Origin of the sequence: Pseudomonas sp. WMBT8 (assembly GCF_050916005.1) — a bacterium.
Taxonomy (GTDB): Bacteria; Pseudomonadota; Gammaproteobacteria; order Pseudomonadales; family Pseudomonadaceae; genus Aquipseudomonas.
Genome location: NZ_CP188096.1, coordinates 1,319,770 through 1,343,667, shown reverse-complemented (window position 1 = coordinate 1,343,667; position 23,898 = coordinate 1,319,770). Strand labels below are relative to the sequence as shown.

The 23,898-nt window shown below is 59.9% G+C and carries 20 protein-coding genes; 1 reads left to right on the top strand and 19 read right to left on the bottom strand.

Features of this window, described 5'->3' with window-relative positions; translation table 11 throughout:
• The first annotated feature begins 45 nt into the window (after positions 1 to 45).
• A complete protein-coding gene (locus ACO77H_RS05850; protein ID WP_169955466.1) occupies positions 46 to 942 on the top strand; it encodes a LysR substrate-binding domain-containing protein in 897 nt (298 codons plus the stop codon).
• Between the two features lie 127 nt (positions 943 to 1,069).
• Here ACO77H_RS05850 and ispD read toward each other — a convergent pair whose 3' ends face one another.
• The 19 genes from ispD to uppS form a co-directional block, all read right to left on the bottom strand.
• The gene (gene ispD / locus ACO77H_RS05845) at positions 1,070 to 1,777 is read right to left on the bottom strand and encodes a 2-C-methyl-D-erythritol 4-phosphate cytidylyltransferase (RefSeq protein WP_169955465.1); all 708 of its coding nucleotides are present in this window, start codon (positions 1,775 to 1,777) and stop codon (positions 1,070 to 1,072) included.
• A complete protein-coding gene (gene ftsB, locus ACO77H_RS05840) occupies positions 1,774 to 2,052 on the bottom strand; it encodes a cell division protein FtsB (protein WP_029297251.1) in 279 nt (92 codons plus the stop codon). The genes ispD and ftsB overlap by 4 nt, the downstream gene beginning before the upstream one ends.
• A gap of 171 nt (positions 2,053 to 2,223) precedes the next feature.
• Positions 2,224 to 3,513, bottom strand: a complete 1,290-nt coding sequence (eno, locus tag ACO77H_RS05835; protein WP_169955464.1) for a phosphopyruvate hydratase — start codon at positions 3,511 to 3,513, stop codon at positions 2,224 to 2,226.
• Between the two features lie 156 nt (positions 3,514 to 3,669).
• The gene (gene kdsA, locus ACO77H_RS05830; protein ID WP_010212442.1) at positions 3,670 to 4,515 is read right to left on the bottom strand and encodes a 3-deoxy-8-phosphooctulonate synthase; all 846 of its coding nucleotides are present in this window, start codon (positions 4,513 to 4,515) and stop codon (positions 3,670 to 3,672) included.
• Between the two features lie 5 nt (positions 4,516 to 4,520).
• Positions 4,521 to 6,152 carry a CTP synthase gene (locus ACO77H_RS05825; protein ID WP_169955463.1) on the bottom strand — a complete coding sequence of 544 codons (1,632 nt, stop codon included), beginning with the start codon at positions 6,150 to 6,152 and terminating at the stop codon, positions 4,521 to 4,523.
• 273 nt (positions 6,153 to 6,425) lie between these two features.
• Positions 6,426 to 7,745: a tRNA lysidine(34) synthetase TilS gene (gene tilS, locus ACO77H_RS05820; RefSeq protein WP_432755146.1), complete on the bottom strand. Its 1,320-nt coding sequence runs from the start codon at positions 7,743 to 7,745 to the stop codon at positions 6,426 to 6,428.
• A gap of 159 nt (positions 7,746 to 7,904) precedes the next feature.
• Entirely contained in the window at positions 7,905 to 8,852 is a 948-nt protein-coding gene (locus tag ACO77H_RS05815; protein WP_029297260.1) for an acetyl-CoA carboxylase carboxyltransferase subunit alpha, read from the bottom strand.
• A 139-nt stretch (positions 8,853 to 8,991) separates the two neighbouring features.
• On the bottom strand, positions 8,992 to 12,513 hold the full coding sequence (gene dnaE / locus ACO77H_RS05810) for a DNA polymerase III subunit alpha (protein ID WP_169955461.1): 3,522 nt from the start codon (positions 12,511 to 12,513) through the stop codon (positions 8,992 to 8,994).
• 77 nt (positions 12,514 to 12,590) lie between these two features.
• Positions 12,591 to 13,223, bottom strand: coding sequence for a ribonuclease HII (rnhB, locus tag ACO77H_RS05805; protein ID WP_170042922.1), 633 nt, complete (start codon positions 13,221 to 13,223; stop codon positions 12,591 to 12,593).
• On the bottom strand, positions 13,220 to 14,359 hold the full coding sequence (gene lpxB / locus ACO77H_RS05800) for a lipid-A-disaccharide synthase (RefSeq protein ID WP_169955459.1): 1,140 nt from the start codon (positions 14,357 to 14,359) through the stop codon (positions 13,220 to 13,222). The genes rnhB and lpxB overlap by 4 nt, the downstream gene beginning before the upstream one ends.
• 2 nt (positions 14,360 to 14,361) lie before the next feature.
• Positions 14,362 to 15,138, bottom strand: coding sequence for an acyl-ACP--UDP-N-acetylglucosamine O-acyltransferase (lpxA, locus tag ACO77H_RS05795; RefSeq protein ID WP_169955458.1), 777 nt, complete (start codon positions 15,136 to 15,138; stop codon positions 14,362 to 14,364).
• Positions 15,135 to 15,575: a 3-hydroxyacyl-ACP dehydratase FabZ gene (fabZ, locus tag ACO77H_RS05790; RefSeq protein WP_029297270.1), complete on the bottom strand. Its 441-nt coding sequence runs from the start codon at positions 15,573 to 15,575 to the stop codon at positions 15,135 to 15,137. Before fabZ ends, lpxA begins: the two co-directional genes overlap by 4 nt.
• A gap of 110 nt (positions 15,576 to 15,685) precedes the next feature.
• Positions 15,686 to 16,741 (bottom strand): UDP-3-O-(3-hydroxymyristoyl)glucosamine N-acyltransferase, encoded by a 1,056-nt coding sequence (gene lpxD / locus ACO77H_RS05785; RefSeq protein WP_169955457.1) that lies wholly within the window; start codon positions 16,739 to 16,741, stop codon positions 15,686 to 15,688.
• 3 nt (positions 16,742 to 16,744) lie between these two features.
• Positions 16,745 to 17,248, bottom strand: a complete 504-nt coding sequence (locus ACO77H_RS05780; protein ID WP_003219314.1) for an OmpH family outer membrane protein — start codon at positions 17,246 to 17,248, stop codon at positions 16,745 to 16,747.
• Between the two features lie 45 nt (positions 17,249 to 17,293).
• The gene (bamA, locus tag ACO77H_RS05775; RefSeq protein ID WP_169955456.1) at positions 17,294 to 19,681 is read right to left on the bottom strand and encodes an outer membrane protein assembly factor BamA; all 2,388 of its coding nucleotides are present in this window, start codon (positions 19,679 to 19,681) and stop codon (positions 17,294 to 17,296) included.
• Between the two features lie 74 nt (positions 19,682 to 19,755).
• Positions 19,756 to 21,108, bottom strand: a complete 1,353-nt coding sequence (gene rseP, locus ACO77H_RS05770) for a sigma E protease regulator RseP (protein WP_169955455.1) — start codon at positions 21,106 to 21,108, stop codon at positions 19,756 to 19,758.
• A 35-nt stretch (positions 21,109 to 21,143) separates the two neighbouring features.
• Positions 21,144 to 22,334: a 1-deoxy-D-xylulose-5-phosphate reductoisomerase gene (gene ispC, locus ACO77H_RS05765; protein ID WP_432755145.1), complete on the bottom strand. Its 1,191-nt coding sequence runs from the start codon at positions 22,332 to 22,334 to the stop codon at positions 21,144 to 21,146.
• Positions 22,331 to 23,137, bottom strand: coding sequence for a phosphatidate cytidylyltransferase (locus ACO77H_RS05760; protein ID WP_432755144.1), 807 nt, complete (start codon positions 23,135 to 23,137; stop codon positions 22,331 to 22,333). Before ACO77H_RS05760 ends, ispC begins: the two co-directional genes overlap by 4 nt.
• Entirely contained in the window at positions 23,137 to 23,892 is a 756-nt protein-coding gene (uppS, locus tag ACO77H_RS05755; RefSeq protein ID WP_169955739.1) for a polyprenyl diphosphate synthase, read from the bottom strand. The genes ACO77H_RS05760 and uppS overlap by 1 nt, the downstream gene beginning before the upstream one ends.
• Positions 23,893 to 23,898: the final 6 nt, after the last annotated feature.

The following is a 23,898-nucleotide window of genomic DNA, read 5'->3' as shown; positions in this document are numbered from 1 at the left end:
ATCCAGGCAAAAGCAAAACATTATTGCTGTACTGGGATAATCACCATGCTGGAAAACCGCTGGGAAGGCATCGATGAGTTCGTCGCCGTCGCCGAATGCAGCCAATTTACTGCGGCTGCCGAACGCCTGGGCGTGTCCTCGTCCCATATCAGCCGCCAGGTCGCACGCCTGGAAGAACGCCTGCAAACCCGCCTGCTGTATCGCAGCACCCGGCGCGTTACGCTGACCGAGGCCGGGCAAACCTTCCTGCAACATTGCCAACGCCTGCAGGATGGGCGCGAAGAGGCCCTGCGCGCCGTAGGCGACCTGACCAGCGAACCCAAGGGTATGTTGCGCATGACCTGCGCCGTGGCTTATGGCGAACGCTTTATCGTGCCGCTGGTCACGCGCTTCATGGGGCTGTATCCGCAATTGCGCGTGGATATAGAGCTGAGCAACCGCCCCCTCGACCTGGTGCATGAAGGCCTGGACCTGGCGATTCGCCTGGGCCGCCTGCAAGACTCGCGAATGGTCGCCAGCCGCCTGGCCCCCAGACGCATGTATCTCTGTGCGTCGCCGTCCTACCTGGAACGGTATGGGCGCCCCCATAGCTTGTCGGAATTGAGCCGGCATAACTGCCTGGTCGGCAGCTCGGATATTTGGCAATTGGCCCAGGATGGGCGCGAATTTTCCCAAAGGGTGCAGGGAAACTGGCGCTGCAACAGTGGGCAGGCGGTGCTGGATGCGGCGCTGCAAGGGGTGGGGTTATGCCAGTTGCCGGATTATTACGTGCTGGAGCACTTGCACAGCGGCGCGCTGGTTTCACTACTTGAGTCCCACCAACCGCCGAATACTGCAGTGTGGGCGCTGTATCCGCAGCAGCGGCATTTGTCGCCGAAGGTGCGCAAGTTGGTGGACTACCTGAAGGAAGGGCTGGCTGGGCGGCCGGAGTATGGCGGGTGATCTGGGGCGTCAGGCCTGGCCTCATCGCAGGCAAGCCAGCTCCCACACCTGACCGCGTATCCCTGTTGGAATGCGGTCAGGTGTGGGAGCTGGCTTGCCTGCGATGAAGTCACCTCGGTCCAGCAGCCTACCGGCGATTAGCCCACCGCAACCTGAGCCACTCCAGATCCTCCGGCCGGGTCACCTTGATATTGTCCGCGCGCCCTTCCACCAGGCGTGGCGCCTGGCCGGACCATTCCATGGCCGAGGCTTCGTCAGTGATGACCGCGTCAGCCACCAGGCTATCAGCCAAGGCGCGGTGCAAGGCCCCCAGGCGGAACATTTGCGGGGTATAGGCTTGCCAGATCAGGCTGCGATCAATGGTTTCCACCACCCGCCCCTGCTTGTCGACACGCTTGAGGGTGTCGCGGGCCGGTACGGCCAGCAAGCCGCCCACCGGGTCATCCGCCAACTGCGCCAACAACGTGTCGAGATCCTCGCGGCTCAGGTTCGGCCGTGCGGCATCGTGCACCAGCACCCAGTCGTCATCGCTGGCGCCCAGGGCATTGAGTTGCAGCAGTGCATTGAGCACCGAGCCTGAGCGCTCCGCCCCGCCGTCCGCGCGCTGGATACGCGGGTCACCAGCACACGCCAGGTTGGGCCAGTAAGGATCATCGACAGCCAGACTGACCACCAGCCCCTTGAGGCTCGGGTGGTCGAGGAAACAGCCAAGGCTGTGTTCGAGAATAGTGCGCCCGCCCAACTGCAGATACTGCTTGGGACGGTCCGCGGCCATGCGGGCACCGACGCCCGCGGCAGGAATCACGGCCCAGAAGGCCGGCAAACAGGCGTTCATTGGGCCAACTGGTAGAGGGTTTCACCCTCCTTGACCATGCCCAATTCATGACGAGCCCGCTCTTCAACGGTCTCCATGCCTTTTTTCAACTCAAGCACTTCGGCATCGAGCACACGGTTGCGCTCCAGCAACACCTCGTTCTCGGCGTGCTGCGCGGCAATTTGCTGGGTCAGGTCGGTCACCTGCGCCAGGCTGCCATTGCCCACCCAAAGGCGGTACTGCAGGCCAGCCAGCAGCAAGAGCAAGACGAGGAACAACCAATTGGGACTGCGCATCGAATATCGGGTATCCAGTGAAAAAAGACAGCCATGCAAAACTTTTGAAGCAACTGATAGCACGAAGCCTGGAAGACCCAGGCTTGTGCTTGATAGGCATCAGATTAGTGCGCAAATTCACTCTATAGCGAGTTTTCCGACACAATCCGTTGTCTTTTTACCATCAACTACTCAGCCGCGAAACTCACCACGGCCGTTGTATTTGGCTTTACCGCCCAATTGCTCTTCGATACGCAGCAGTTGGTTGTACTTGGAAACGCGGTCGGAGCGGCACAGGGAACCGGTTTTGATCTGGCCCGCCGAGGTGCCCACGGCCAGGTCGGCAATGGTCGAATCTTCGGTTTCACCGGAGCGGTGCGAGATCACGGCAGTGTAGCCCGCAGCCTTGGCCATCTGGATCGCTTCCAGGGTTTCGGTCAGGGTGCCGATCTGGTTGAACTTGATCAGGATCGAGTTGGCGATCTTCTTGTCGATGCCTTCTTTCAGGATCTTGGTGTTGGTCACGAACAGGTCGTCGCCCACCAGTTGGATTTTCTCGCCGATCTTGTCGGTGAGGATTTTCCAGCCGTCCCAGTCGGACTCGTCCAGGCCGTCTTCGATCGAAATGATCGGGTAGCGCTGGGTCAGGCCCTTGAGGTATTCAGCAAAACCTTCGGAGTTGAACACCTGGCCTTCGCCGGACAGGTTGTACTTGCCGTCCTCAAAGAACTCGCTGGCCGCGCAGTCCAGGGCCAGGGTCACGTCGGTGCCCAGCTTGTAGCCAGCGTTGGCCACAGCTTCGGAGATCACTTTCAGTGCATCTTCGTTGGACGCAAGGTTCGGTGCGAAACCACCTTCGTCACCCACCGCAGTGCTCAGGCCACGGGCCTTCAGCACAGCTTTGAGGTGGTGGAAAATCTCGGTGCCCATGCGCAGGCCTTCGGAGAAGGTCTTGGCGCCGACTGGCTGCACCATGAATTCCTGGATATCGACGTTGTTGTCTGCGTGTTCGCCACCGTTGATGATGTTCATCATTGGCACCGGCATCGAGTAGACGCCTGGGGTACCGTTCAGGTTGGCAATGTGCGCGTACAGCGGCAGGTCCTGGTCCTGAGCAGCGGCCTTTGCAGCAGCCAGGGATACAGCGAGGATCGCATTGGCGCCGAGGCTGCCTTTGTTTTCAGTGCCATCGAGCTTGATCATCGCGTGATCGAGGGCTTTCTGGTCCAGCGGGTCCTTGCCCAGCAACAGGTCGCGGATCGGACCGTTGATGTTGGCTACTGCCTTGAGGACACCCTTGCCCAGGTAACGGCTCTTGTCGCCATCACGCAGTTCCAGCGCTTCGCGCGAACCTGTGGAAGCACCGGACGGCGCGCAGGCGCTGCCGATGATGCCGTTATCGAGAAGCACGTCGGCTTCGACGGTGGGGTTGCCACGGGAGTCGAGAACTTCACGACCTTTGATGTCGACGATTTTTGCCATTGTTGTAAACACTCCAAAGTTGACGAAAACGACGCAGCTGAAGGAAATCTTTTGACCGACCGCAAGGGTGGAACAACGGGGCAGGCTTGCAGACGACAAGACTCAGGCCCGGGGGCCTGAGCATAAAGCGCGGAAAGTTTACCGGAGAAACGCGGGTTACGCGGTCTCTACCGTCGGAAAACTCTTGACCAGTTCGTCCAACTGCTTGAGCTGGGCCAGGAATGGCTCCAACTTGTCCAGGCGCAGGGCACAAGGACCGTCGCACTTGGCGTTGTCCGGATCCGGGTGGGCTTCCAGGAACAGGCCAGCCAGGGACTGGCTGATACCGGCCTTGGCCAGGTCCAGTACCTGGGCACGTCGGCCACCGGCGGAATCGGCGCGACCACCCGGCATTTGCAGCGCATGGGTCACGTCGAAGAATACCGGGTATTCGAACTGTTTCATGATGCCGAAACCGAGCATATCCACCACGAGGTTGTTGTAGCCGAAGCTCGAACCACGCTCGCAGAGGATCAACTGGTCATTACCCGCTTCCACGCACTTGTTCAGGATGTGTTTCATTTCCTGGGGAGCGAGGAACTGGGCTTTCTTGATATTGATCACAGCGCCGGTCTTGGCCATCGCGACGACCAGGTCGGTCTGGCGCGACAGGAAGGCCGGCAACTGGATGATGTCGCATACCTCGGCGACCACTGCAGCCTGCTCGGGCTCGTGGACGTCGGTAATGATCGGCACGCCGAAGGCTTGCTTGATGTCCTGGAAGATCCGCATGCCTTCTTCAAGGCCCGGGCCGCGATAGGAGGTCACGGACGAACGGTTGGCCTTGTCGAAGCTGGCCTTGAACACATAAGGGATACCCAGTTTCTCGGTAACCTTTACGTACTCTTCACAGACCTGCATCGCCATGTCACGGCTTTCCAGCACGTTCATGCCGCCAAACAGCACCATGGGCTTGTCGTTGGCAATTTCGATATCGCCTACGCGAATGATCTTCTGGGCCATCAGGTTTACGCCTTCTTCTGATGTTGCGTCAGTGCAGCCTTGACGAAACCGCTGAACAACGGGTGACCGTCGCGCGGAGTCGAGGTGAACTCAGGGTGGAACTGGCAAGCGACGAACCAGGGATGATCCGGGGCTTCAACCACTTCAACCAGCTTGCCATCACCGGAGCGACCGGAGACTTTCAGGCCGGCTTCTTTGATCTGCGGCAGCAGGTTGTTGTTCACTTCGTAACGATGACGGTGACGCTCGACGATCACGTCCTTGCCATAGCAGTCGTGTACCAGCGAGCCGGACTCCAGCAGGCAATCCTGTGCGCCAAGGCGCATGGTGCCGCCCAGGTCGGAGCTTTCGGTACGGGTTTCGACAGCGCCAGTGGCATCTTCCCACTCGGTGATCAGGCCCACGACCGGGTGGCCGCTGGTGTGATCGAACTCGGTGGAGTTGGCGTCTTTCCAGCCCAGCACGTTACGAGCGAACTCGATAACGGCCACTTGCATGCCCAGGCAGATACCCAGGTACGGCACCTTGTTCTCACGAGCGTACTGCACCGCAGTGATCTTGCCTTCCACGCCACGCAGGCCGAAACCGCCTGGCACGAGGATCGCATCGACGCCTTCGAGCAGCGCGGTGCCCTGGTTTTCGATGTCTTCAGAGTCGATGTAACGCAGATTGACCTTGGTACGGTTGCTGATACCGGCGTGACTCATCGCTTCGATCAACGACTTGTACGCGTCCAGCAGCTCCATGTACTTGCCGACCATGGCGATGGTGACTTCGTGCTCAGGATTGAGTTTGGCGTCAACCACCGCTTCCCACTCGGACAGGTCCGCGCCATTGCACTGCAGGCCGAAACGCTCGACCACAAAATCATCCAGGCCCTGGGAATGCAGAATGCCCGGGATCTTGTAGATGGTGTCGGCGTCTTCCAGGGCAATCACCGCACGTTCTTCAACGTTGGTGAACTGGGCGATCTTGCGACGCGAGGAAATGTCGATCGGGTGATCGGAACGGCACACCAGCACATCCGGCTGCAGGCCGATGGAACGCAGTTCCTTGACCGAGTGCTGGGTAGGCTTGGTTTTGGTCTCGCCAGCGGTGGCGATGTACGGTACCAGCGTCAGGTGCATCAGCATCGCGCGCTTGGCGCCGACTTCAAAACGCAACTGGCGGATGGCTTCGAGGAACGGTTGGGATTCGATGTCACCCACGGTGCCACCGATCTCGACCATCGCCACGTCGGCATCGCCTGCACCCTTGATGATGCGGCGCTTGATTTCGTCGGTGATGTGCGGGATCACCTGGATGGTTGCACCCAGGTAGTCACCACGGCGCTCCTTGCGCAGCACGTGCTCGTAGACACGGCCGGTGGTGAAGTTGTTGTTCTGGGTCATGGTCGTGCGGATGAACCGCTCGTAGTGGCCCAGGTCCAGGTCGGTCTCGGCGCCGTCGTGGGTGACGAACACTTCACCGTGCTGGAACGGGCTCATGGTGCCCGGGTCGACGTTGATGTACGGGTCCAGCTTGAGCATGGTGACCTTAAGTCCCCGCGCCTCCAGGATGGCCGCCAACGAAGCGGAGGCAATGCCTTTCCCCAATGAAGAAACAACACCGCCCGTGACGAATATGTAGCGCGTCATGAAAAACCCTAGAAGTCTGCGTTAAAGCGGTCGGAGCCGCCGGGGAAAGCGAAGGAAGGCCGAAGCCCCCGATCACCTGCATTAATCACAGTGCACCTTTCAAAAAAACCGCCGCGTTGTGACAGACCAGCAATGGAACACCGGTACGTTGATCGCTACACATTTTTTGGAATCGCCCAGCAAAGACTGCTTGGTAATCGGCAACGACTGTGTTTCAGGAGAATCCACAGAAGTTGTATCAAGAAGGGAGCGTAGTCTACCGGAAAGGCGCTATCAGCTCAAACCTTGATCGCAGGTTGGTGGCGCCCAATGTAATTGCCAGTCATCCCCCTGCCCTGTCGAGGCCCTTGCCAGGTTGGCCACGGCCACCAGACGGGTGCCTTGGTACAGCAGCGGCAATCTGCCACGGATAAAGCCTGGCACAGCACTTTCGTTGAGCAAACGCTTGAGGTCACGCCGGCCACGACCTGGCACTTCCATGACTTCACCACCCTGGCGGTAACGGATGCCCAAAGGGCCTTCAGGGGCATGCCCGCTGAAATACAACTGGCCGTTGCCCGGTAACTGTAGTGGGTTTTGCGGGTGCGACCAGCTTAGCGGCGTATCAGAAATTTCCGACCAATCGGCAGGCATCCACCAGATGCGATCGTTGCAACGGTGCAATTGGCCATCGGCCAAACGCCACACGGGCTGTGCGTCCGACTTGGCATCGCGCAAGGTGTGCCAGCCAATCCAGTGCTCGCTGTCGGGCAACAACGTCAGCGGCGCCAGCCAGTACCGTAGGGCGTTGCGCTGCCGAGCGTCGGAAAGATCTCGCAGCGGCGCAAGTGCCAATGATGGCAACGGTAGCCAGGCAAGCGCCGATGGCCGCTGCGCAGCCTGCACATCCAATTGCGCCAATTCATCGAGCAGCTCTTGGGCCTGCGCCAGATGCCCAGCGGTTCGCGCCAGGGTATTCGCGGCCTGGGGCCAGCGGGCGGTGAGCAGTGGGAATACTTGATGACGCAGGTAATTGCGGGAGAAACGTGAGTCGCCGTTGGAGGGATCCTCGATCCAATTCAACTGCTGTTCGCGGGCGTAGGTTTCCAGCTCGGCTCGCGACATGTCCAGCAGCGGCCGCACCAGGTGCCCTTTACCCAAGGGACGCAGGGCTGGCATGCCGGTGAGGCCCCGCAGCCCAGCGCCCCGCAGCAGGCGAAACAGCAGGGTTTCTGCCTGATCGTCACGGTGCTGGCCGGTGAGTAGCAGTTCACTTGGGCCAATTATCTCGGCGAACGCCTGGTACCGCGCGTCACGGGCCGCACGTTCCAGGCTTGCACCTGGCTGCACTTGCACATGCATGACCCGCAGCGGCACACCTGCGGCATCACAGACCGCCTGGCAATGGGCTGGCCAGCCGTCAGCCGCAGCCTGGAGACCGTGATGGACATGGATAGCCTGCAGAGGTGGCAGGGATTGGTTTTTTGCCAGGTCAGCGAGTAAGTGCAGGAGGACGGTGGAGTCGAGTCCGCCAGAGAAAGCGATGTGCCAGGCCGAGGCGTTGCGCCACGGGGCCAGGGCTTGCAGGAGTTCGGCGGTTAGAGTTGGTTTCATCGCACGTTACCGCCGCAAAACTGGAATACGTTAGCCAAGCATACACAACGCAAATGTGGGAGCGGGCCTGCCCGCGATAGCGGTGTACCAGTCAACCAATCTGGCACTGACACATTGCTATCGCGGGCAAGCCCGCTCCCACATGGGTAATGCCGTGGCTTAGAGGCCGTAGCTCATCAGGCGCTCGTAACGACGGGCCAGCAGCGCTTCGTTGTCGAATTTTTTGAGCATATCCAACTGCGCGCAGAGTTCGGCGCGGATGGTCGCCGATGCGGCAGCCGGGTCGCGGTGTGCGCCGCCCAGGGGCTCGGCGATCACTTTGTCGACGATGCCCAGGCCTTTCAGGCGATCAGCGGTGATCCCCATGGCTTCGGCAGCATCCGGGGCCTTTTCTGCGGTTTTCCACAGGATCGAGGCGCAACCTTCCGGCGAGATCACAGCGTAAGTCGAATACTGCAGCATGTTCAGTTGGTCGCAGACGCCAATGGCCAGCGCACCGCCAGAACCGCCTTCACCGATCACGGTCGCGATGATCGGGGTTTTCAGGCGTGCCATCACTCGCAGGTTCCAGGCAATCGCTTCGCTCTGGTTGCGCTCTTCAGCGTCGATGCCTGGGTAGGCGCCCGGGGTGTCGATAAAGGTCAGGATCGGCATCTTGAAACGTTCAGCCATTTCCATCAGGCGGCAGGCCTTGCGGTAGCCTTCCGGGCGCGGCATGCCGAAGTTGCGACGCACTTTCTCGCGCACTTCACGGCCTTTCTGGTGACCAATCACCATCACCGGCTGGTCGTCCAGGCGAGCAATACCGCCGACAATCGCCGCGTCATCGGAGAAGTGACGGTCGCCATGCAACTCGTCGAACTCGGTGAAGATGTGATCGATGTAGTCCAGGGTGTACGGACGGCGCGGGTGGCGGGCCAGGCGCGCGATCTGCCAGCTGGTCAGCTTGCCGAAGATGTCTTCGGTGAGCGTCTTGCTCTTGTCTTGCAGGCGGGAGATTTCATCGCCGATATTCAGCGAATTGTCATTGCCGACCAGGCGCAGCTCTTCGATCTTGGCTTGCAGGTCAGCGATCGGCTGTTCGAAATCAAGAAAATTCGGGTTCATAAGCGTCCGTCTTGGGTCGACGGCCAGGGAGTGCCTGGCCAGCCGGTTGTCTATTCGCGCCCTACCTTAAGGGAGAGGCGCGTCAAGGTCGAGATTAAATGTCGAGTCGAGGTCAGGGGTACAAGGGCAGCCCTGACCGTCAACGGTATTGGAGGAAGACGTTGTCACGCCCGAACTGGTCACGCAATGCTTGAATCAAGCCATCGGCCGGGTCAATTCGCCACGTCTCACCGAACTGCAACATCGCCTTGGCATCGCTGCCGGTGTACTCCATGGTCACCGGGCACGCGCCACGGTGACGCTTGAGCAAGTCCCCCAGCCAGCGTAGCTGATCGCCCTTGAGCGCTTCGGTTTTCACCTTCAAGCGCAGGCTTTCGGCCAGGTTGGTGCGGGCATCTTCCATGCTCATTACGCGTTTGATCCGCAGGCGCAGGCCGCCGGAGAAGTCATCGTTGCTGACCTCCCCTTCCACCACCACCATCGCGTCGGTCTGCAACAGCGACTGTGCAGAATGAAACGCGTCGGCAAACAGCGACGCCTCGATACGCCCGGAGCGGTCATCAAGGGTGATGAACCCCATCTTGTCGCCCTTTTTGTTCTTCATCACCCGCAGGGCAATGATCATCCCGGCGACAGTCTGGGTATCGCGCGCCGGCTTCAGGTCGATGATGCGCTGGCGGGCAAAACGACGGATCTCGCCTTCATATTCGTCAATCGGGTGACCGGTGAGGTACAGGCCCAGGGTGTCTTTTTCACCCTTGAGGCGTTCCTTGAGGGTCAGCTCCTTGGCCTTGCGGTGGTTAGCGTACACATCGGCATCTTCTTCGACGAACAGCCCGCCAAACAGGTCGGCATGCCCGCTGTCGTGGGTGCGGGCGGTCTGCTCGGCGGCCTTGATCGCTTCTTCCATGGCGGTCAGCAGCACCGCGCGGTTGCGGTCGATATTGGCCTGGTAGGCCTTCGGCTCGTCATGGAAATACGGACCGAGACGATCGAGTGCACCGCTGCGGATCAGGCCATCGAGGGTACGCTTGTTGATGCGCTTGAGGTCGACCCGGGCGCAGAAGTCGAACAGGTCCTTGAACGGACCATCCTGGCGCGCCTCGGTGATTGCCTCGACCGGGCCTTCGCCCACCCCCTTGATCGCGCCCAGGCCATAGATGATGCGGCCTTCGTCGTTCACGGTGAACTTGAACTCCGAGGCGTTCACATCCGGCGCGTCGAGCCGCAACTTCATGGTCCGCACTTCTTCGATCAAGGTCACGACCTTGTCGGTGTTGTGCATATCCGCCGACAGCACCGCCGCCATGAACGGCGCCGGGTAGTGGGCCTTCAGCCACGCAGTCTGGTACGACACCAGGCCGTAGGCGGCGGAGTGGGATTTGTTGAAGCCATAACCGGCGAATTTTTCCACCAGGTCAAAGATGTTACCGGCCAGGTCAGCGTCAATGTTGTTGGTGGCGCAACCTTCAATGAAACCGCCGCGCTGCTTAGCCATTTCCTCGGGCTTTTTCTTACCCATGGCCCGGCGCAGCATGTCCGCGCCGCCTAGGGTGTAGCCGGCCATGACCTGGGCGATCTGCATCACCTGTTCCTGATACAGGATGATGCCGTAGGTCGGTGCCAGTACCGGCTTGAGGCCTTCGTACTGGTAGTCGGAGTGCGGGTAAGCCAGTTCGGCGCGCCCGTGCTTACGGTTGATAAAGTCATCAACCATGCCCGATTGCAGTGGGCCCGGACGGAACAGGGCCACCAGTGCGATCAAGTCTTCCAGGCAGTCGGGCTTGAGCTTTTTGATCAGCTCCTTCATGCCGCGGGATTCAAGCTGGAACACCGCAGTGGTTTCAGCTTTTTGCAGCAGCGCGTAGGTCGGCTTGTCGTCCAGCGGGATAAAGGCGATATCCAGCGGCGCCTCATCGACCTTGGCACGCTCGCGGTTGATGGTCTTGAGCGCCCAGTCGATGATAGTCAGGGTCCGCAGGCCGAGGAAGTCGAACTTCACCAGGCCGGCCGCCTCCACGTCGTCCTTGTCGAACTGGGTTACCAGGCCATCGCCTTCTTCGTCGCAATAGATCGGCGAAAAGTCTGTCAACTTGGTCGGAGCGATTACCACGCCACCGGCGTGCTTACCGACGTTACGCACCACGCCTTCGAGCTTGCGGGCCATGTCCCAGATTTCGGCGGCTTCTTCATCGACCTTGATGAAGTCACGCAGGATTTCTTCCTGCTCGTAGGCCTTTTCCAGGGTCATGCCGACTTCAAAGGGGATCATCTTCGACAGACGATCCGCCAGGCCGTAGGACTTGCCCTGCACCCGCGCCACGTCGCGGATTACCGCCTTGGCCGCCATGGAGCCGAAGGTGATGATCTGGCTTACCGCGTTACGGCCGTATTTCTCGGCCACATATTCGATTACCCGATCACGACCATCCATGCAGAAGTCGACGTCGAAGTCGGGCATCGATACCCGTTCCGGGTTCAGGAACCGTTCGAACAGCAGGTCATATTCCAGCGGGTCAAGGTCAGTGATCTTCTGCACATAAGCTACCAGCGAGCCAGCACCCGACCCCCGGCCAGGCCCCACCGGCACGCCGTTGCTTTTGGCCCACTGGATAAAGTCCATTACGATCAGGAAGTAACCGGGGAACCCCATCTGGATAATGATATCCAGCTCGAAATTCAGCCGGTCGACATACACCTGGCGTTTGGCTTCGTAGTCTTCGGTAGTGTCCTTGGGCAGCAGGACGGCAAGACGCTCCTCCAGGCCATCGAAGGACACCTTGCGAAAGTATTCATCGATGGTCATGCCATCGGGAATCGGGAAGTTGGGCAAAAAGTGCTTGCCCAGCTTCACTTCGATATTGCAGCGCTTGGCAATTTCGACGGAGTTTTCCAGGGCCTCGGGCAAATCGCTGAACAGCTCAGCCATTTCCTCGGCACTTTTGAGGTACTGCTCTTCGCTGTAGTTCTTCGAGCGCCGTGGATCGTCCAGCGCCCGGCCTTCGCCGATGCACACGCGGGTTTCGTGGGCTTCGAAGTCTTCCTTCTTGATAAAGCGGACATCGTTGGTGGCTACCAGCGGCGCACCCAGCTTTTCGGCCAGGGCCACGGCAGCGTGCAGATGTTCTTCATCGTTGGGGCGATTGGTGCGCTGGACCTCCAGGTAGAAGCGGTCGGGAAAGACTTGCATCCACTCACTGGCCAGCACCTCGGCCTCGTGCGGGTTACCGCCCAGCAACGCGATCCCGATCTCGCCCTCTTTGGCGGCCGACAGCATGATCAGCCCTTCGCTGGCCTCGGCCACCCATTCGCGCTCGATGATGATCGAGCCATTGCGCTGGCCGTCGATAAAACCACGGGAAATCAGTTCGGTCAGGTTGCGATAGCCCACGCCGTTCATCGCCAGCAGGCTGATGCGGCTCAAGGCGTTATCCGGATCTTTGTTGGACAGCCACAAGTCGGCGCCGCAAATCGGCTTGATGCCGGCGCCCATGGCGCTCTTGTAGAACTTGACCAGGGAGCACATGTTGTTCTGATCGGTCACCGCAACGGCCGGCATGTTCATGCCCACCAGGGTTTTGACCAGTGGTTTGATCCGTACCAGGCCGTCGACCAGGGAGTATTCAGTGTGCAGGCGCAGGTGAACGAATGAAGCCGGCATAGTGATCCTGTCTAGATACGTGTGAAAACAACAAGGCCCGGATTGTACCGGGCCTTGAGTAAAACATCAGCCTGCGCCTAAATCTCGGCCAGGCTTTCGCGCACCTCGTAAGCCAGGCGTACCGGGGCAAACGAGCGGCGGTGGATCGGCGTCGGGCCCAATCGGGCGAGGGCTTCCAGATGAACGGGCGTCGGGTAGCCTTTATGGCCACCGATGCCATAGCCTGGGTAGATCAACTCGAACGCCGCCATTTCACGGTCGCGACTGACCTTGGCGAGAATCGAGGCAGCGGCAATCGCCGGAACCTTGCTATCACCCTTGACCACCGCTTCGGCCGGCATCGCCAGCTTCGGGCAGCGATTCCCGTCGATCATCGCCAGTTTCGGGGTGATGTGCAGGCCCTCGACGGCGCGCTGCATGGCCAGCATCGTGGCATGCAGGATGTTCAACTCGTCGATTTCCTCGACCTCTGCCCTGGCGATATGCCAGCTGAGGGCCTTTTCGCAAATTTCGTCAAAAAGTTTTTCACGACGGGCCTCGGTGAGTTTCTTCGAGTCGTTGAGGCCGAGAATCGGGCGATTCGGGTCAAGGATCACCGCCGCCGTGACCACCGCACCGCACAGCGGACCACGCCCGACTTCATCGACACCGGCAACCAGTTCGTGGGTTTGGGCGACCAGGCTGAAATCCAGGCCTATTTGCGTCTTCATAGGGTTTCCTGCTGGCGGTCGATCAAGGTCAATACGGCATCTGCGGCCTGGTTCGACGCATCACGGCGCAAGGTACGGTGAATTTCGTCGAACCCACGGGTCTGCTCTTCACCACCGTCGATCAACGGCAGAATGGTCTGGGCCAATGCTTCGGGGGTTGCAGCGTCCTGCAGCAACTCCGGCACCAACAGGCGCTGGGCAAGCAGGTTGGGCAAGGAGATGTAGGGACTTTTGACCATGCGCTTGAGAATCCAGTAGGTCAGCGGCGCCAAGCGATAGGCCACGACCATCGGGCGCTTGTAGAGCAAGGCCTCCAGCGTGGCGGTACCAGAGGCGATCAACACCGCGTCACAGGCGGCCAGGGCCAGATGCGAACCACCATCGAGCAGCGTCAACGGCAAGTCGCGCCCCACCAGCAAGGCTTCGATCTGTGCACGGCGCTGCGGGCTGGCGCACGGCAGTACAAATCGCACTCCTGGCTTCAACGCCTGCAGGCGCTGGGCCGCATCGAAAAACAGTGCGCCGAGGCGACCGACCTCACCGCCACGGCTGCCGGGCATCAACGCCACCAGCGGCCCGTCGGGCAGGCCCAACTCGGCGCGCGCAGCGGCGCGATCCGCCTGTAGCGGGATGGTGTCGGCCAGGGTATGGCCGACAAACCTTACCGGCACGCCCTTCTCTTCATAGAACCGCGCCTCGAAAGGCAGTAGGGTCAGCATCAGGTCGCAGCCTTCGCGGATCTTCAGCACGCGCTTCTGCCGCCACGCCCACACGGACGGGCTGACGTAATGCACGGTCTTGATTCCGGCCTGACGCAGTTTGAGTTCGATATTGAGGGTGAAGTCCGGTGCGTCGATACCGATAAAGACGTCAGGTTTTTCGGCAATCAGGGTCTGGATCAGCAGTTTGCGCCGAGCCAGCAGCTCGCGAAGGCGCCCCAGCACTTCCACCAGCCCCATGACCGACAAACGCTCCATGGGAAAGTAGGAAGTCAGGCCTTCGGCCTGCATCAGCGGGCCGCCGACCCCAATAAACTCAACGGCTGGATGCTGCGCCTTGATGGCGCGCATCAGGCCAGCGCCGAGGATATCGCCGGAAGCTTCTCCGGCCACCAATGCAATACGCAGCGTGGCCATGATCAGCGGGTGATGCCGCGAGTCGATGCCTGGATCGAATCACGGAAGATGGCAACCTCTGGAAACAGCGCCGCTGGCTCGGCCAGTTCGGCCAATGCCTGCTCAACCGTCAGGCCCTGGCGATACACCACCTTATAGGCGCGACGCAGGGCGTGAATGGCCTCTTCGCTGAAACCCCGGCGGCGCATGCCTTCGAAGTTCATGCTGCGGGCTTCGGCAGGGTTGCCAAATACCGTGACGAACGCCGGCACATCCTTGCCAATAGCAGTGCCCATGCCGGAAAAGCTGTGGGCGCCGATATGGCAGTACTGATGCACCAGGGTAAAACCAGACAGGATCGCCCAGTCGTCAACATGCACATGGCCGGCCAGTGCAGTGTTGTTGACCAGGATGCAGTGGTTGCCAATAACGCTGTCGTGTCCGATATGCGCGTAGGCCATCACCAGATTGTGATCACCCAGGGTAGTTTCTGCCCGGTCCTGCACAGTGCCACGATGAATGGTCACGCCTTCACGAATGATGTTGTGATCACCGATTACCAGGCGGGTTTCTTCACCCTTGTACTTCATGTCCGGCGTATCTTCACCTACCGAGGAAAACTGGTAGATGCGGTTGTGTTTGCCAATGCGGGTCGGCCCCTTGAGGATCACGTGCGGCCCGATGACTGTTCCCTCGCCGATTTCCACACCTGCGCCGATGATCGACCAAGGGCCGACCTCAACGTCGGCGGCCAGCACGGCCGTCGGATCGATGATTGCGCGAGGGTCAATCAAACTCATAGTTTGCGTTCCGCACAGATGATTTCGGCGGAACACACAGGCTTGCCGTCAACGGACGCCTGGCATTCGAATTTCCAGATCTGGCGCTTGCAGCTCACGAACTTGGCTTCCAGGATCAACTGGTCGCCTGGGGTGACCGGGTTGCGAAAGCGCAGCTTGTCGGAGCCCACGAAATAGTAAAGCGTGCCGTCGGCAGGCTTCAGGTCGAGCATTTTAAAACCCAGGATACCAGCGGCCTGCGCCATCGCTTCGATGATCAACACGCCCGGCATGATTGGATGCGCGGGGAAATGACCATTGAAGAATGGTTCGTTGATGCTGACATTCTTGTAGGCACGAATGCGCTTTTCCTCAACATTCAGTTCCACTACACGGTCCACCAGTAGGAACGGGTAACGGTGAGGCAGGTATTCGCGAATCTCGTTGATGTCCATCATTTCGGGGGGAAGCCTGTAATAAAGATTGGGAGCGCGCGGACTAAGGCACGCCCCTCTAGCAAATCAAGAAGGCAGTCTAGCTGCTGTGCACACTTGATATGGAAATGGTATCAGCCATCTGATGAAACATTACTGCCAGGGGTCACGTCCCCAACACGCTTTTCCAGATGTTTCAGGCGCCGCGCCATGTCGTCGAGCTGCCTTAAACGGGCCGCGCTCTTGCGCCACTCGGCCGCGGGTTGCATCGCTGTACCGGAAGAGTAGGCCCCTGGCTCGGTAATCGAGTGGGTCACCATCGTCATGCCGGTAATGAATACGTTGTCACAGATTTCAATATGGCCCACCAAGCCGACACCGCCGGCCAGCATGCAATGCTTGCCGATCTTGGTGCTGCCGGAGATGCCGACGCACGCGGCCATGGCCGTGTGATCGCCAATCTGTACGTTGTGGGCGATCTGGATCTGGTTATCCAACTTCACACCATTGCCAATCACCGTATCGGCCAAGGCCCCGCGATCGACAGCAGTGTTGACACCGATCTCCACATCGTCACCGATCAGCACACCGCCGACCTGGGCGATCTTCTGCCAGATGCCCTTCTCATTGGCAAAGCCGAAGCCTTCGCCGCCGATCACGGCACCCGACTGAATCACTACCCGCTGCCCGATACGCACATCGTGGTACAGGGTCACGCGCGGCGCGAGCCAGCCGCCTGCGCCGATTTCGCTGCGAGCACCGATAAAGCAATGGGCACCAACAGTCACGCCGGCACCAATGCGCGCACCACTTTCGATAACCGCAAAAGCACCGATGCTGGCCGCAGGATCCACCTGTGCATCATTGGCAATGACCGCAGAAGGATGGATACCAGGGGCAGCCTTGGGTTTCGGGTCGAACAAGTGGGAAACCCGCGCGTATGCGGCATAAGGGTCGGCCACCACCAGCGCATCCCCGGCAAACGTCTCGGCGTCAGCGGCCTTCAGCAATACGGCTGCGGCCTGGCTGTCGCCCAGGTATTTACGGTATTGGGGATTTGCGAGGAAGCTCAACTGAGCTGGGCCAGCCTCCTGCAAGGTGGCTAGCCCAGTGATTTCCTTCTCCTTGGAGCCACGCAAGGTAGCCCCCAGGAACTCGGCCAATTGACCGAGTTTGATAGTCGCGGTCATGGCTTACTTCAGCTGGTTCATGCGCTCGATCACCTGGCGGGTGATGTCGTATTGAGGCTTGACGTCAATCACGGCGCCACGCTCGAAGACCAGGTCAAAGGCACCTTTCTTGATGACCTCTTCCACGGCGCTGTCGAGTTTAGGCTTCAGTTGCTTGAGCATTTCACGGTCAGCAACAGCCTTGGCTTCGTTCAGCTCCTTGGATTGGAACTGATAGTCACGGGCCTTTTGCTTGAACTCAAGCTCCAGACGCTCGCGCTCGCCTTGCTGCATTTTATCGCCACCGGCGACCAGGCGGTCCTGGATACCCTTGGCACTGCTTTCCAGGGTCTTGAGCTTGGTCAGTTGCGGACCAAATTTTTTCTCGGCATCCACGGCGTACTTCTTGGCCGCATCGGATTCCAGCAGGGCCATCTGATAGTTCAGGACGGCGATTTTCATTTCGGCAAACGCCGGGGTTGCGACCAGCACGGTTGCCAGAAGAACCAATTGAGTCAACTTACGCACGATGCACTCCTACAGAATCCGTTGTCGTTATCTTGGGTCGGACGCTTAGAACGTCTGGCCGAGGGAAAATTGGAAAATCTGGGTTTCAGCGTTATCCGGTTTCTTGACTGGCATCGCCAAGGCGAAGCTCAACGGGCCCAGGGCGGTAATCCAGGTCACACCCACACCCACGGAACTGGCCAGATTGCTCAGGCTTACGTCGTTGCACTGGGTGTTGGACTTCAAGCCGCTAGGGTTACGGATCTGCTCGCACTTGGAGTCGAATACGTTACCCACATCCCAGAAGACCGAGGTCCGCAGGGAGCGCTGGTCCTTGACGAACGGCAGCGGGAACAGAATTTCCGCACCACCTTGGATCAGCACGTTACCACCGAACGGCAGCGGATCATTGTCTGAGTCACGCACGGTGCCGACGTTACCGGTTTCAGCAACACCACGGCTTGGCGTACCACGTGGACCCAGGGTGCTGTCCTTGAAGCCACGTACCGAGTTGAAGCCACCGGCATAGTAGTTCTCGTAGAACGGCAAGCCATCGGTCGAACCGTAGCCATCACCATAGCCCAATTCCGTGTGCAGGCGCATGGTGTAGTTATCGCTCAACGGCGTGAACAACTGGCCACGGTAGTCGAGCTTGAAGAACGACAGGTCGCTACCTGGTGTGGTGGCTTCCAGGGTCAGGCTCTGGGAGTGACCACGGGTGGCCAGCACGCCTTTGTTCAGGGTGGACTCGGACCAACCGGCCGAGGCCTTGAAGTTGAGGAACTTGTCACCTTCGCGGCGGGTGAAGTCGAAGATCTCATCGACGGTGTAGACACCGGTCTTGATCTCATCCTGCTGCGCGGTCAGGCCGAAGGTCAGACGCGAGGTCTCACTGATCGGGTAGCCCACGTTCACACCGGCACCCAGGCTGTCGATCGCATAGCTTGCAACGTCGACGTCGAGGTCTTTGTAGTCGGTGGTGCGGTAGAAGGCGTTATAGCCCAGGCTCACACCGTCAGCAGTCCAGTAGGGGTCCACATAACCGAAGTTGTAGCGGCTCTGGTATTCGCTGCGGGTCAGGCCGATGGATACTTTGTTACCGGTACCCAGGAAGTTGTTCTGGGTGATCGAGCCACCGAGGATCAGGCCGGCACTCTGTGCAAAACCGACGCTGGCGGTGATCGAACCGGACGCTTGCTCTTCCACTGCGTAGTTCACGTCGACCTGGTCATCCACACCCGGTACGGCCGGGGTTTCGACGTTGACTTCCTTGAAGAAGCCCAGGCGCTCAAGACGGGTCTTGGACTGGTCGATCAGGTAGGTCGAAGCCCAGCCACCTTCCATCTGACGCATTTCACGACGCAGCACTTCGTCCTCGGACTTGGTGTTGCCACGGAAGTTGATGCGGTTGACGTAGGCACGCTTGCCCGGATCGACGACAAAAGTGATGTCCACGGTGTGGTCATCATCATGTGGGGTCGGCACGCCGTTCACGTTGGCGAAGGTATAGCCTTCGTTACCCAGGCGACGGGTGATCAGTTCGGAAGTGGTGGTCATCAGCTTGCGCGAGAACACCTGGTCTTTTTGGACCAACAGCAGGGACTTGACCTGGTCTTCAGGCACTTTCAAGTCGCCGCTGAGCTTCACGTCACGAACGCGGTACTTCTCGCCTTCGTTGACGTTGACGGTGATGTACACGTGCTTCTTATCCGGGGTGATGGACACCTGGGTCGAAGCGATATCCATGTTGATATAGCCACGGTCCAGGTAATAGGAGCGCAAGCGCTCCAGGTCACCGGAGAGTTTTTCACGGGCGTACTTATCATCGTTCTTGAAGAACGACAGCCAGTTGGTGGTCTTGAGCTCGAACAGGTCGATCAGGTCTTCGTCGGCGAACTTGGTGTTACCCACCACGTTGATGTGCTGGATCGCCGCCACGGTGCCTTCGTTGATGTTGACCTTCAGGCCGACACGGTTGCGCGGCTGCGGCACCACTTCGGTTTCCACGGAAGCCGAGTAGCGGCCTTGGGCAACGTACTGACGTTGCAGCTCGTTACGCACGCCTTCGAGGGTGGCGCGCTGGAAGATCTCGCCTTCGGCCAGGCCGGATTGCTTGAGACCTTTCATCAAGTCTTCAGTGGAGATCGCCTTGTTGCCTTCGATCTCGATACTGGCGACAGAAGGTCGCTCGACGACAGTGATGACCAGGACGTTGCCTTCACGACCCAGTTGGATGTCTTGAAAGAAGCCGGTTTTGAACAGCGCACGAGTGGATTCCACCAGGCGACGGTCGTCAGCCTGTTCCCCAACGTTCAACGGCAAGGCGCCAAAGACGCTACCCGCGGAAACCCGCTGGAGGCCGTTGACGCGAATATCGGAGATGGTGAAGGACTCGGCGTGAACTTCGGCGATCATCAATACGGTGAGAACCGCAGTTAGCAGCAGACGTTTCATGAAGTCCTTTCTTATTCCAACTGGCAATAAACAAACTGCCGCAAAATGCGGCAGATTCGCAATTCAGCGAAGCGTTACAGACGTCCCAGATCGTTGACCAGGGCTAACAACATCACCCCAACCACCAAACTGATACCGATCTGTATCCCCCAACCCTGCACCCGATCCGACAAGGGGCGACCACGCACCCACTCGACGAGATAAAACAACAGATGCCCCCCATCCAGTACTGGAATGGGCAACAAATTCAGAACCCCAAGGCTAATACTCAGATAAGCCAGGAAATTCAGGAAATCAGCAACACCCGACTGGGCAGAAGCGCCCGCCACTTTAGCAATGGTTATCGGTCCACTCAAGTTTTTTACCGAGAGCTCGCCGAACAACATTTTCTTCAGCGAATCGAGGGTCAGTACGCTCATGGTCCAAGTGCGTCGTGCACCCTCGCCAATTGCCGCCAACGGCCCGAAGCTGACCTCTCGCACCATCGATGGCGGCCATTCGACACCTTTGACCCCCGCCCCCAGATACCCGCCGGCCGCCTTGGCCTCTCCGCGCACCGCAAGGGTAACAGGGACGTCGATTTGAGCACCGTCGCGCTCAACTTTCAGCACAATTTTCGTATCAGGACGTACACGAACCAGATCAACCACTTGCTGCCAGTCGCCCAGCGCCTGACCATCAAGGGCCAGCAAACGATCACCGGTCTTCAGGCCGGCAGCCTGGGCCGGCCCCTTGGGATCGAGCTCCGCCAGTACCGGCGGCAGCGCCGGACGCCATGGGCGAATCCCCAGGGACTTGATCGGGTCAGGCTCGTCAGCGCCCTTGAGCCACTTGTCCAGTACCAGCTCGCGCGGCGTCTCGGCCGTGGAGTCCTGCTCGCGCACCACCAGCTGTACGGTGCCACTCTCACCCAGGCGGCGAACCAACTGCAGATTGACCGCCCCCCAGCCTGTAGTCGGCTCACCATCAATAGCAACAATTTCCTGCCCGGCGCTCAAACCAGCCTTGGCTGCAATGCTGCCCGCCTCCACCGCACCGATAACCGGGCGCACCTGCTGGCTGCCCAGCATTGCCAGGACCCAGAAAAACACCATGGCCAACAGGAAGTTGGCGATCGGGCCAGCCGCCACGATGGCAATACGCTGACGAACGGTCTTGCGATTGAAAGATTGGTCCAGTTGATCAGCCGGCACTTCGCCTTCACGCTCGTCGAGCATCTTGACGTAGCCACCCAGGGGAATGGCGGCAATCACGAATTCGGTGCCCTTGCGGTCGTGCCAGCGCAGCAGCGGCATGCCAAAACCCACGGAAAAACGCAGGACCTTGACGCCACAACGGCGCGCCACCCAGAAATGACCAAATTCGTGAAAAGTGACCAGCACACCCAGAGCAACCAGGGTGCCGACAATCATGTAGAGCGCACTCATCTAATCTCTCCGCATTCCAATCCCGCGCCTGCCGACTAACCTGCGTGGCGTTTCAACCATTGCTCGGCCAAGACCCGGGCCTTGGCATCCGCCTCGAATACGGCGCCCAAATCATTTACGGCAACCACCGGCTCGAGACTCAAAATTTCCTCGATGATACTCGCGATCTGTGGAAAGCGGATGCGCCGATCAAGAAACGCAGCAACCGCGACCTCGTTGGCCGCATTCAACATAGCCGGAGCGCTGTTGCCCGCCTCTGCCGCCTCACGCGCCAGGCGCAGGCAGGGGAAGCGTTGGTCATCCGGCGCTTCGAAATCCAGGCGTGCGATGGCGAACAGGTCCAGGGGTGCAACCCCCGAATCGATCCGCTCGGGCCAGGCCAGGGCATTGGCGATTGGCGTACGCATGTCCGGGTTGCCCAACTGGGCCAACACCGAACCATCCACATAGTCGACCAGGGAATGAATCACGCTTTGCGGATGAATCACCACCTCGACCTGCTCGGCCCGAGCATCAAACAGCCAGCAGGCTTCGATCAGCTCCAGGCCCTTGTTCATCATGCTCGCCGAATCCACCGAGATCTTGCGCCCCATCGACCAATTGGGATGGGCGCAGGCCTGATCGGGAGAAACGTGCTCCAGCTCGCCCAATGGGGTCTGGCGGAACGGGCCACCGGAGGCGGTCAGCAAGATACGCCGTACGCCCACCTGGCTCAGGCCGCGGGCAAAATCGCCCGGCATGCACTGAAAAATCGCATTGTGTTCGCTGTCCAGCGGCAACAGCACGGCGCCACTCTTGCGCACAGCCTGCATAAACAGCGCACCGGACATTACCAGCGCTTCTTTATTGGCCAACAGGATTTTTTTGCCCGCATCAACCGCTGCGAGGGTTGGACGCAAGCCAGCAGCGCCGACGATGGCGGCGACCACAGTATCCACTTCAGAGGCGGCGGACACCTGGCACAAGCCCTCCTCGCCGACCAATACCTCGGTCGAAAGGCCCGCAGCCCGCAGGTCGTCCTGCAAACCACGGGCGGCAGTTGCATCCGGCACCACCGCGAACTGCGGCACATGCCGCACGCACAACGCCAACAGCTCGCTCAAGCGGCTGAAGCCGGTCAGGGCGAATACCTGATAGCGCTCAGGGTGGCGGGCAATCACATCCAGCGTGCTCAACCCGACCGAGCCGGTTGCTCCCAGCACGGTCACTTGCTGTAGGCGGCTCACGAAGCGGCCATCCACAACAGCACGGCAAACACCGGGATCGCCGCCGTCAGGCTGTCGATGCGGTCCAGCACGCCGCCATGGCCCGGCAGCAGGTTACTGCTGTCCTTGATGCCTGCCTGGCGCTTGAACATGCTTTCGGTCAGATCGCCAACCACCGAGATCAGCACCACCACCGCCGCACCGACCAGAGCCAGGAGGATTTGCTTGGCATCCCACTCGCGCACAACGCCAACAATCAGGGTGATCAGCAACGTCAACGCCAGCCCGCCGTACACCCCTTCCCAGCTCTTGCCGGGACTGACCGCCGGGGCCAGCTTGCGCTTGCCAAAGGCACGGCCGGAGAAGTACGCACCGATGTCCGCGCCCCAGACCAGTACCATCACCGCCATGATCAACCAGTTGCCCAGGGCCATGTGCTTGATATAGACCAGGCCCTGCCAGGCCGGCAGCAGGATCAGCAGGCCGATCACCAGCTTGCAGGCGACGCTGGACCATTGGCTGCTGGTACGCGGGTAGGTCAACACCAGGAATGTCGCCAACGCCCACCACAGCACCGCAGCCCCGAGCACCCAGGGTGCGACATCCGGCAGGATGTACATCAGGAACAGCAACAACGCGACAACGGCGGCGTACACCACCCGCGGCAGTTGCTCGGCGAACCCTGCCAGGCGCGCCCATTCCCAGGCGCCCAGGGTCACAACCAGGCCAATGAACAGTGCAAAACCTGCGCCTTCGAGCAGGAAAAACCCGCACAGAGCGATCGGCAGCAGGATCAGTGCCGTGATGATTCGTTGTTTAAGCATTAAACCCGGGCTCCAGCTTCGATCTGCTCGCTCGTTTTACCGAAGCGACGCTGACGGGAAGCGAAATCGGCCAGCGCATTGCGCATGGCATCGTGTTTGAAGTCCGGCCAGAACAGGTCGGAGAAGTACAGCTCGGTATAGGCCAACTGCCACAACAGGAAGTTGCTGATGCGGTGCTCGCCACCGGTACGGATGCACAGGTCCGGCAACGGCAGATCGCCAGTCACCAGGCAGGTTTGCAACAACTCGGGCGTGATGTCTTCCGGGCGCAGATGGCCGGCCTGCACTTCACGCGCCAGGCGCTGCGCAGCCTGGGCGATATCCCATTGCCCGCCATAATTGGCGGCGATTTGCAGGACGAAGCGGTTGCTGCCAGCGGTGATCGCCTCGGCTTCACGCATGGCCGCCTGCAGCTCCGGATGGAACCGCGAGCGATCGCCGATGATGCGCAAGCTGATGTTGTTGTCGTTCAGGCGCTTGGCCTCACGACGCAGGGCCTTGAAGAACAGGTCCATCAAGGCGCTGACTTCGTCGGCCGGGCGCTGCCAGTTTTCACTGGAGAAGGCAAACAAGGTCAATACCTCGACCTTGGCCTCGGCACACACCTCGATCACGGCCCGTACCGCATCGACACCCGCTTTATGCCCGGCGACACCTGGCATAAAGCGTTTTTTCGCCCAGCGATTATTCCCATCCATGATGATCGCGACATGGCGCGGCACCGCGGAGGGCACAGTCTGCTTGGTCTTTTCCATGAAAGC

Excerpts from the sequence above, each read along its gene's own strand:
- ACO77H_RS05825 (WP_169955463.1), bottom strand. The coding sequence starts at position 6,152 with ATGACGCGCTACATATTCGTCACGGGCGGTGTTGTTTCTTCATTGGGG.
- kdsA (WP_010212442.1), bottom strand. The coding sequence starts at position 4,515 with ATGGCCCAGAAGATCATTCGCGTAGGCGATATCGAAATTGCCAACGAC.
- rseP (WP_169955455.1), bottom strand. The coding sequence starts at position 21,108 with ATGAGTGCGCTCTACATGATTGTCGGCACCCTGGTTGCTCTGGGTGTG.
- eno (WP_169955464.1), bottom strand. The coding sequence starts at position 3,513 with ATGGCAAAAATCGTCGACATCAAAGGTCGTGAAGTTCTCGACTCCCGT.
- rnhB (WP_170042922.1), bottom strand. The coding sequence starts at position 13,223 with ATGAAGACGCAAATAGGCCTGGATTTCAGCCTGGTCGCCCAAACCCAC.
- ftsB (WP_029297251.1), bottom strand. The coding sequence starts at position 2,052 with ATGCGCAGTCCCAATTGGTTGTTCCTCGTCTTGCTCTTGCTGCTGGCT.
- ispD (WP_169955465.1), bottom strand. The coding sequence starts at position 1,777 with ATGAACGCCTGTTTGCCGGCCTTCTGGGCCGTGATTCCTGCCGCGGGC.
- bamA (WP_169955456.1), bottom strand. The coding sequence starts at position 19,681 with ATGAAACGTCTGCTGCTAACTGCGGTTCTCACCGTATTGATGATCGCC.
- ACO77H_RS05850 (WP_169955466.1), top strand. The coding sequence starts at position 46 with ATGCTGGAAAACCGCTGGGAAGGCATCGATGAGTTCGTCGCCGTCGCC.
- uppS (WP_169955739.1), bottom strand. The coding sequence starts at position 23,892 with ATGGAAAAGACCAAGCAGACTGTGCCCTCCGCGGTGCCGCGCCATGTC.
- lpxB (WP_169955459.1), bottom strand. The coding sequence starts at position 14,359 with ATGGCCACGCTGCGTATTGCATTGGTGGCCGGAGAAGCTTCCGGCGAT.
- ACO77H_RS05760 (WP_432755144.1), bottom strand. The coding sequence starts at position 23,137 with ATGCTTAAACAACGAATCATCACGGCACTGATCCTGCTGCCGATCGCT.
- lpxD (WP_169955457.1), bottom strand. The coding sequence starts at position 16,741 with ATGACCGCGACTATCAAACTCGGTCAATTGGCCGAGTTCCTGGGGGCT.
- ACO77H_RS05815 (WP_029297260.1), bottom strand. The coding sequence starts at position 8,852 with ATGAACCCGAATTTTCTTGATTTCGAACAGCCGATCGCTGACCTGCAA.
- fabZ (WP_029297270.1), bottom strand. The coding sequence starts at position 15,575 with ATGATGGACATCAACGAGATTCGCGAATACCTGCCTCACCGTTACCCG.
- lpxA (WP_169955458.1), bottom strand. The coding sequence starts at position 15,138 with ATGAGTTTGATTGACCCTCGCGCAATCATCGATCCGACGGCCGTGCTG.
- dnaE (WP_169955461.1), bottom strand. The coding sequence starts at position 12,513 with ATGCCGGCTTCATTCGTTCACCTGCGCCTGCACACTGAATACTCCCTG.
- tilS (WP_432755146.1), bottom strand. The coding sequence starts at position 7,745 with ATGAAACCAACTCTAACCGCCGAACTCCTGCAAGCCCTGGCCCCGTGG.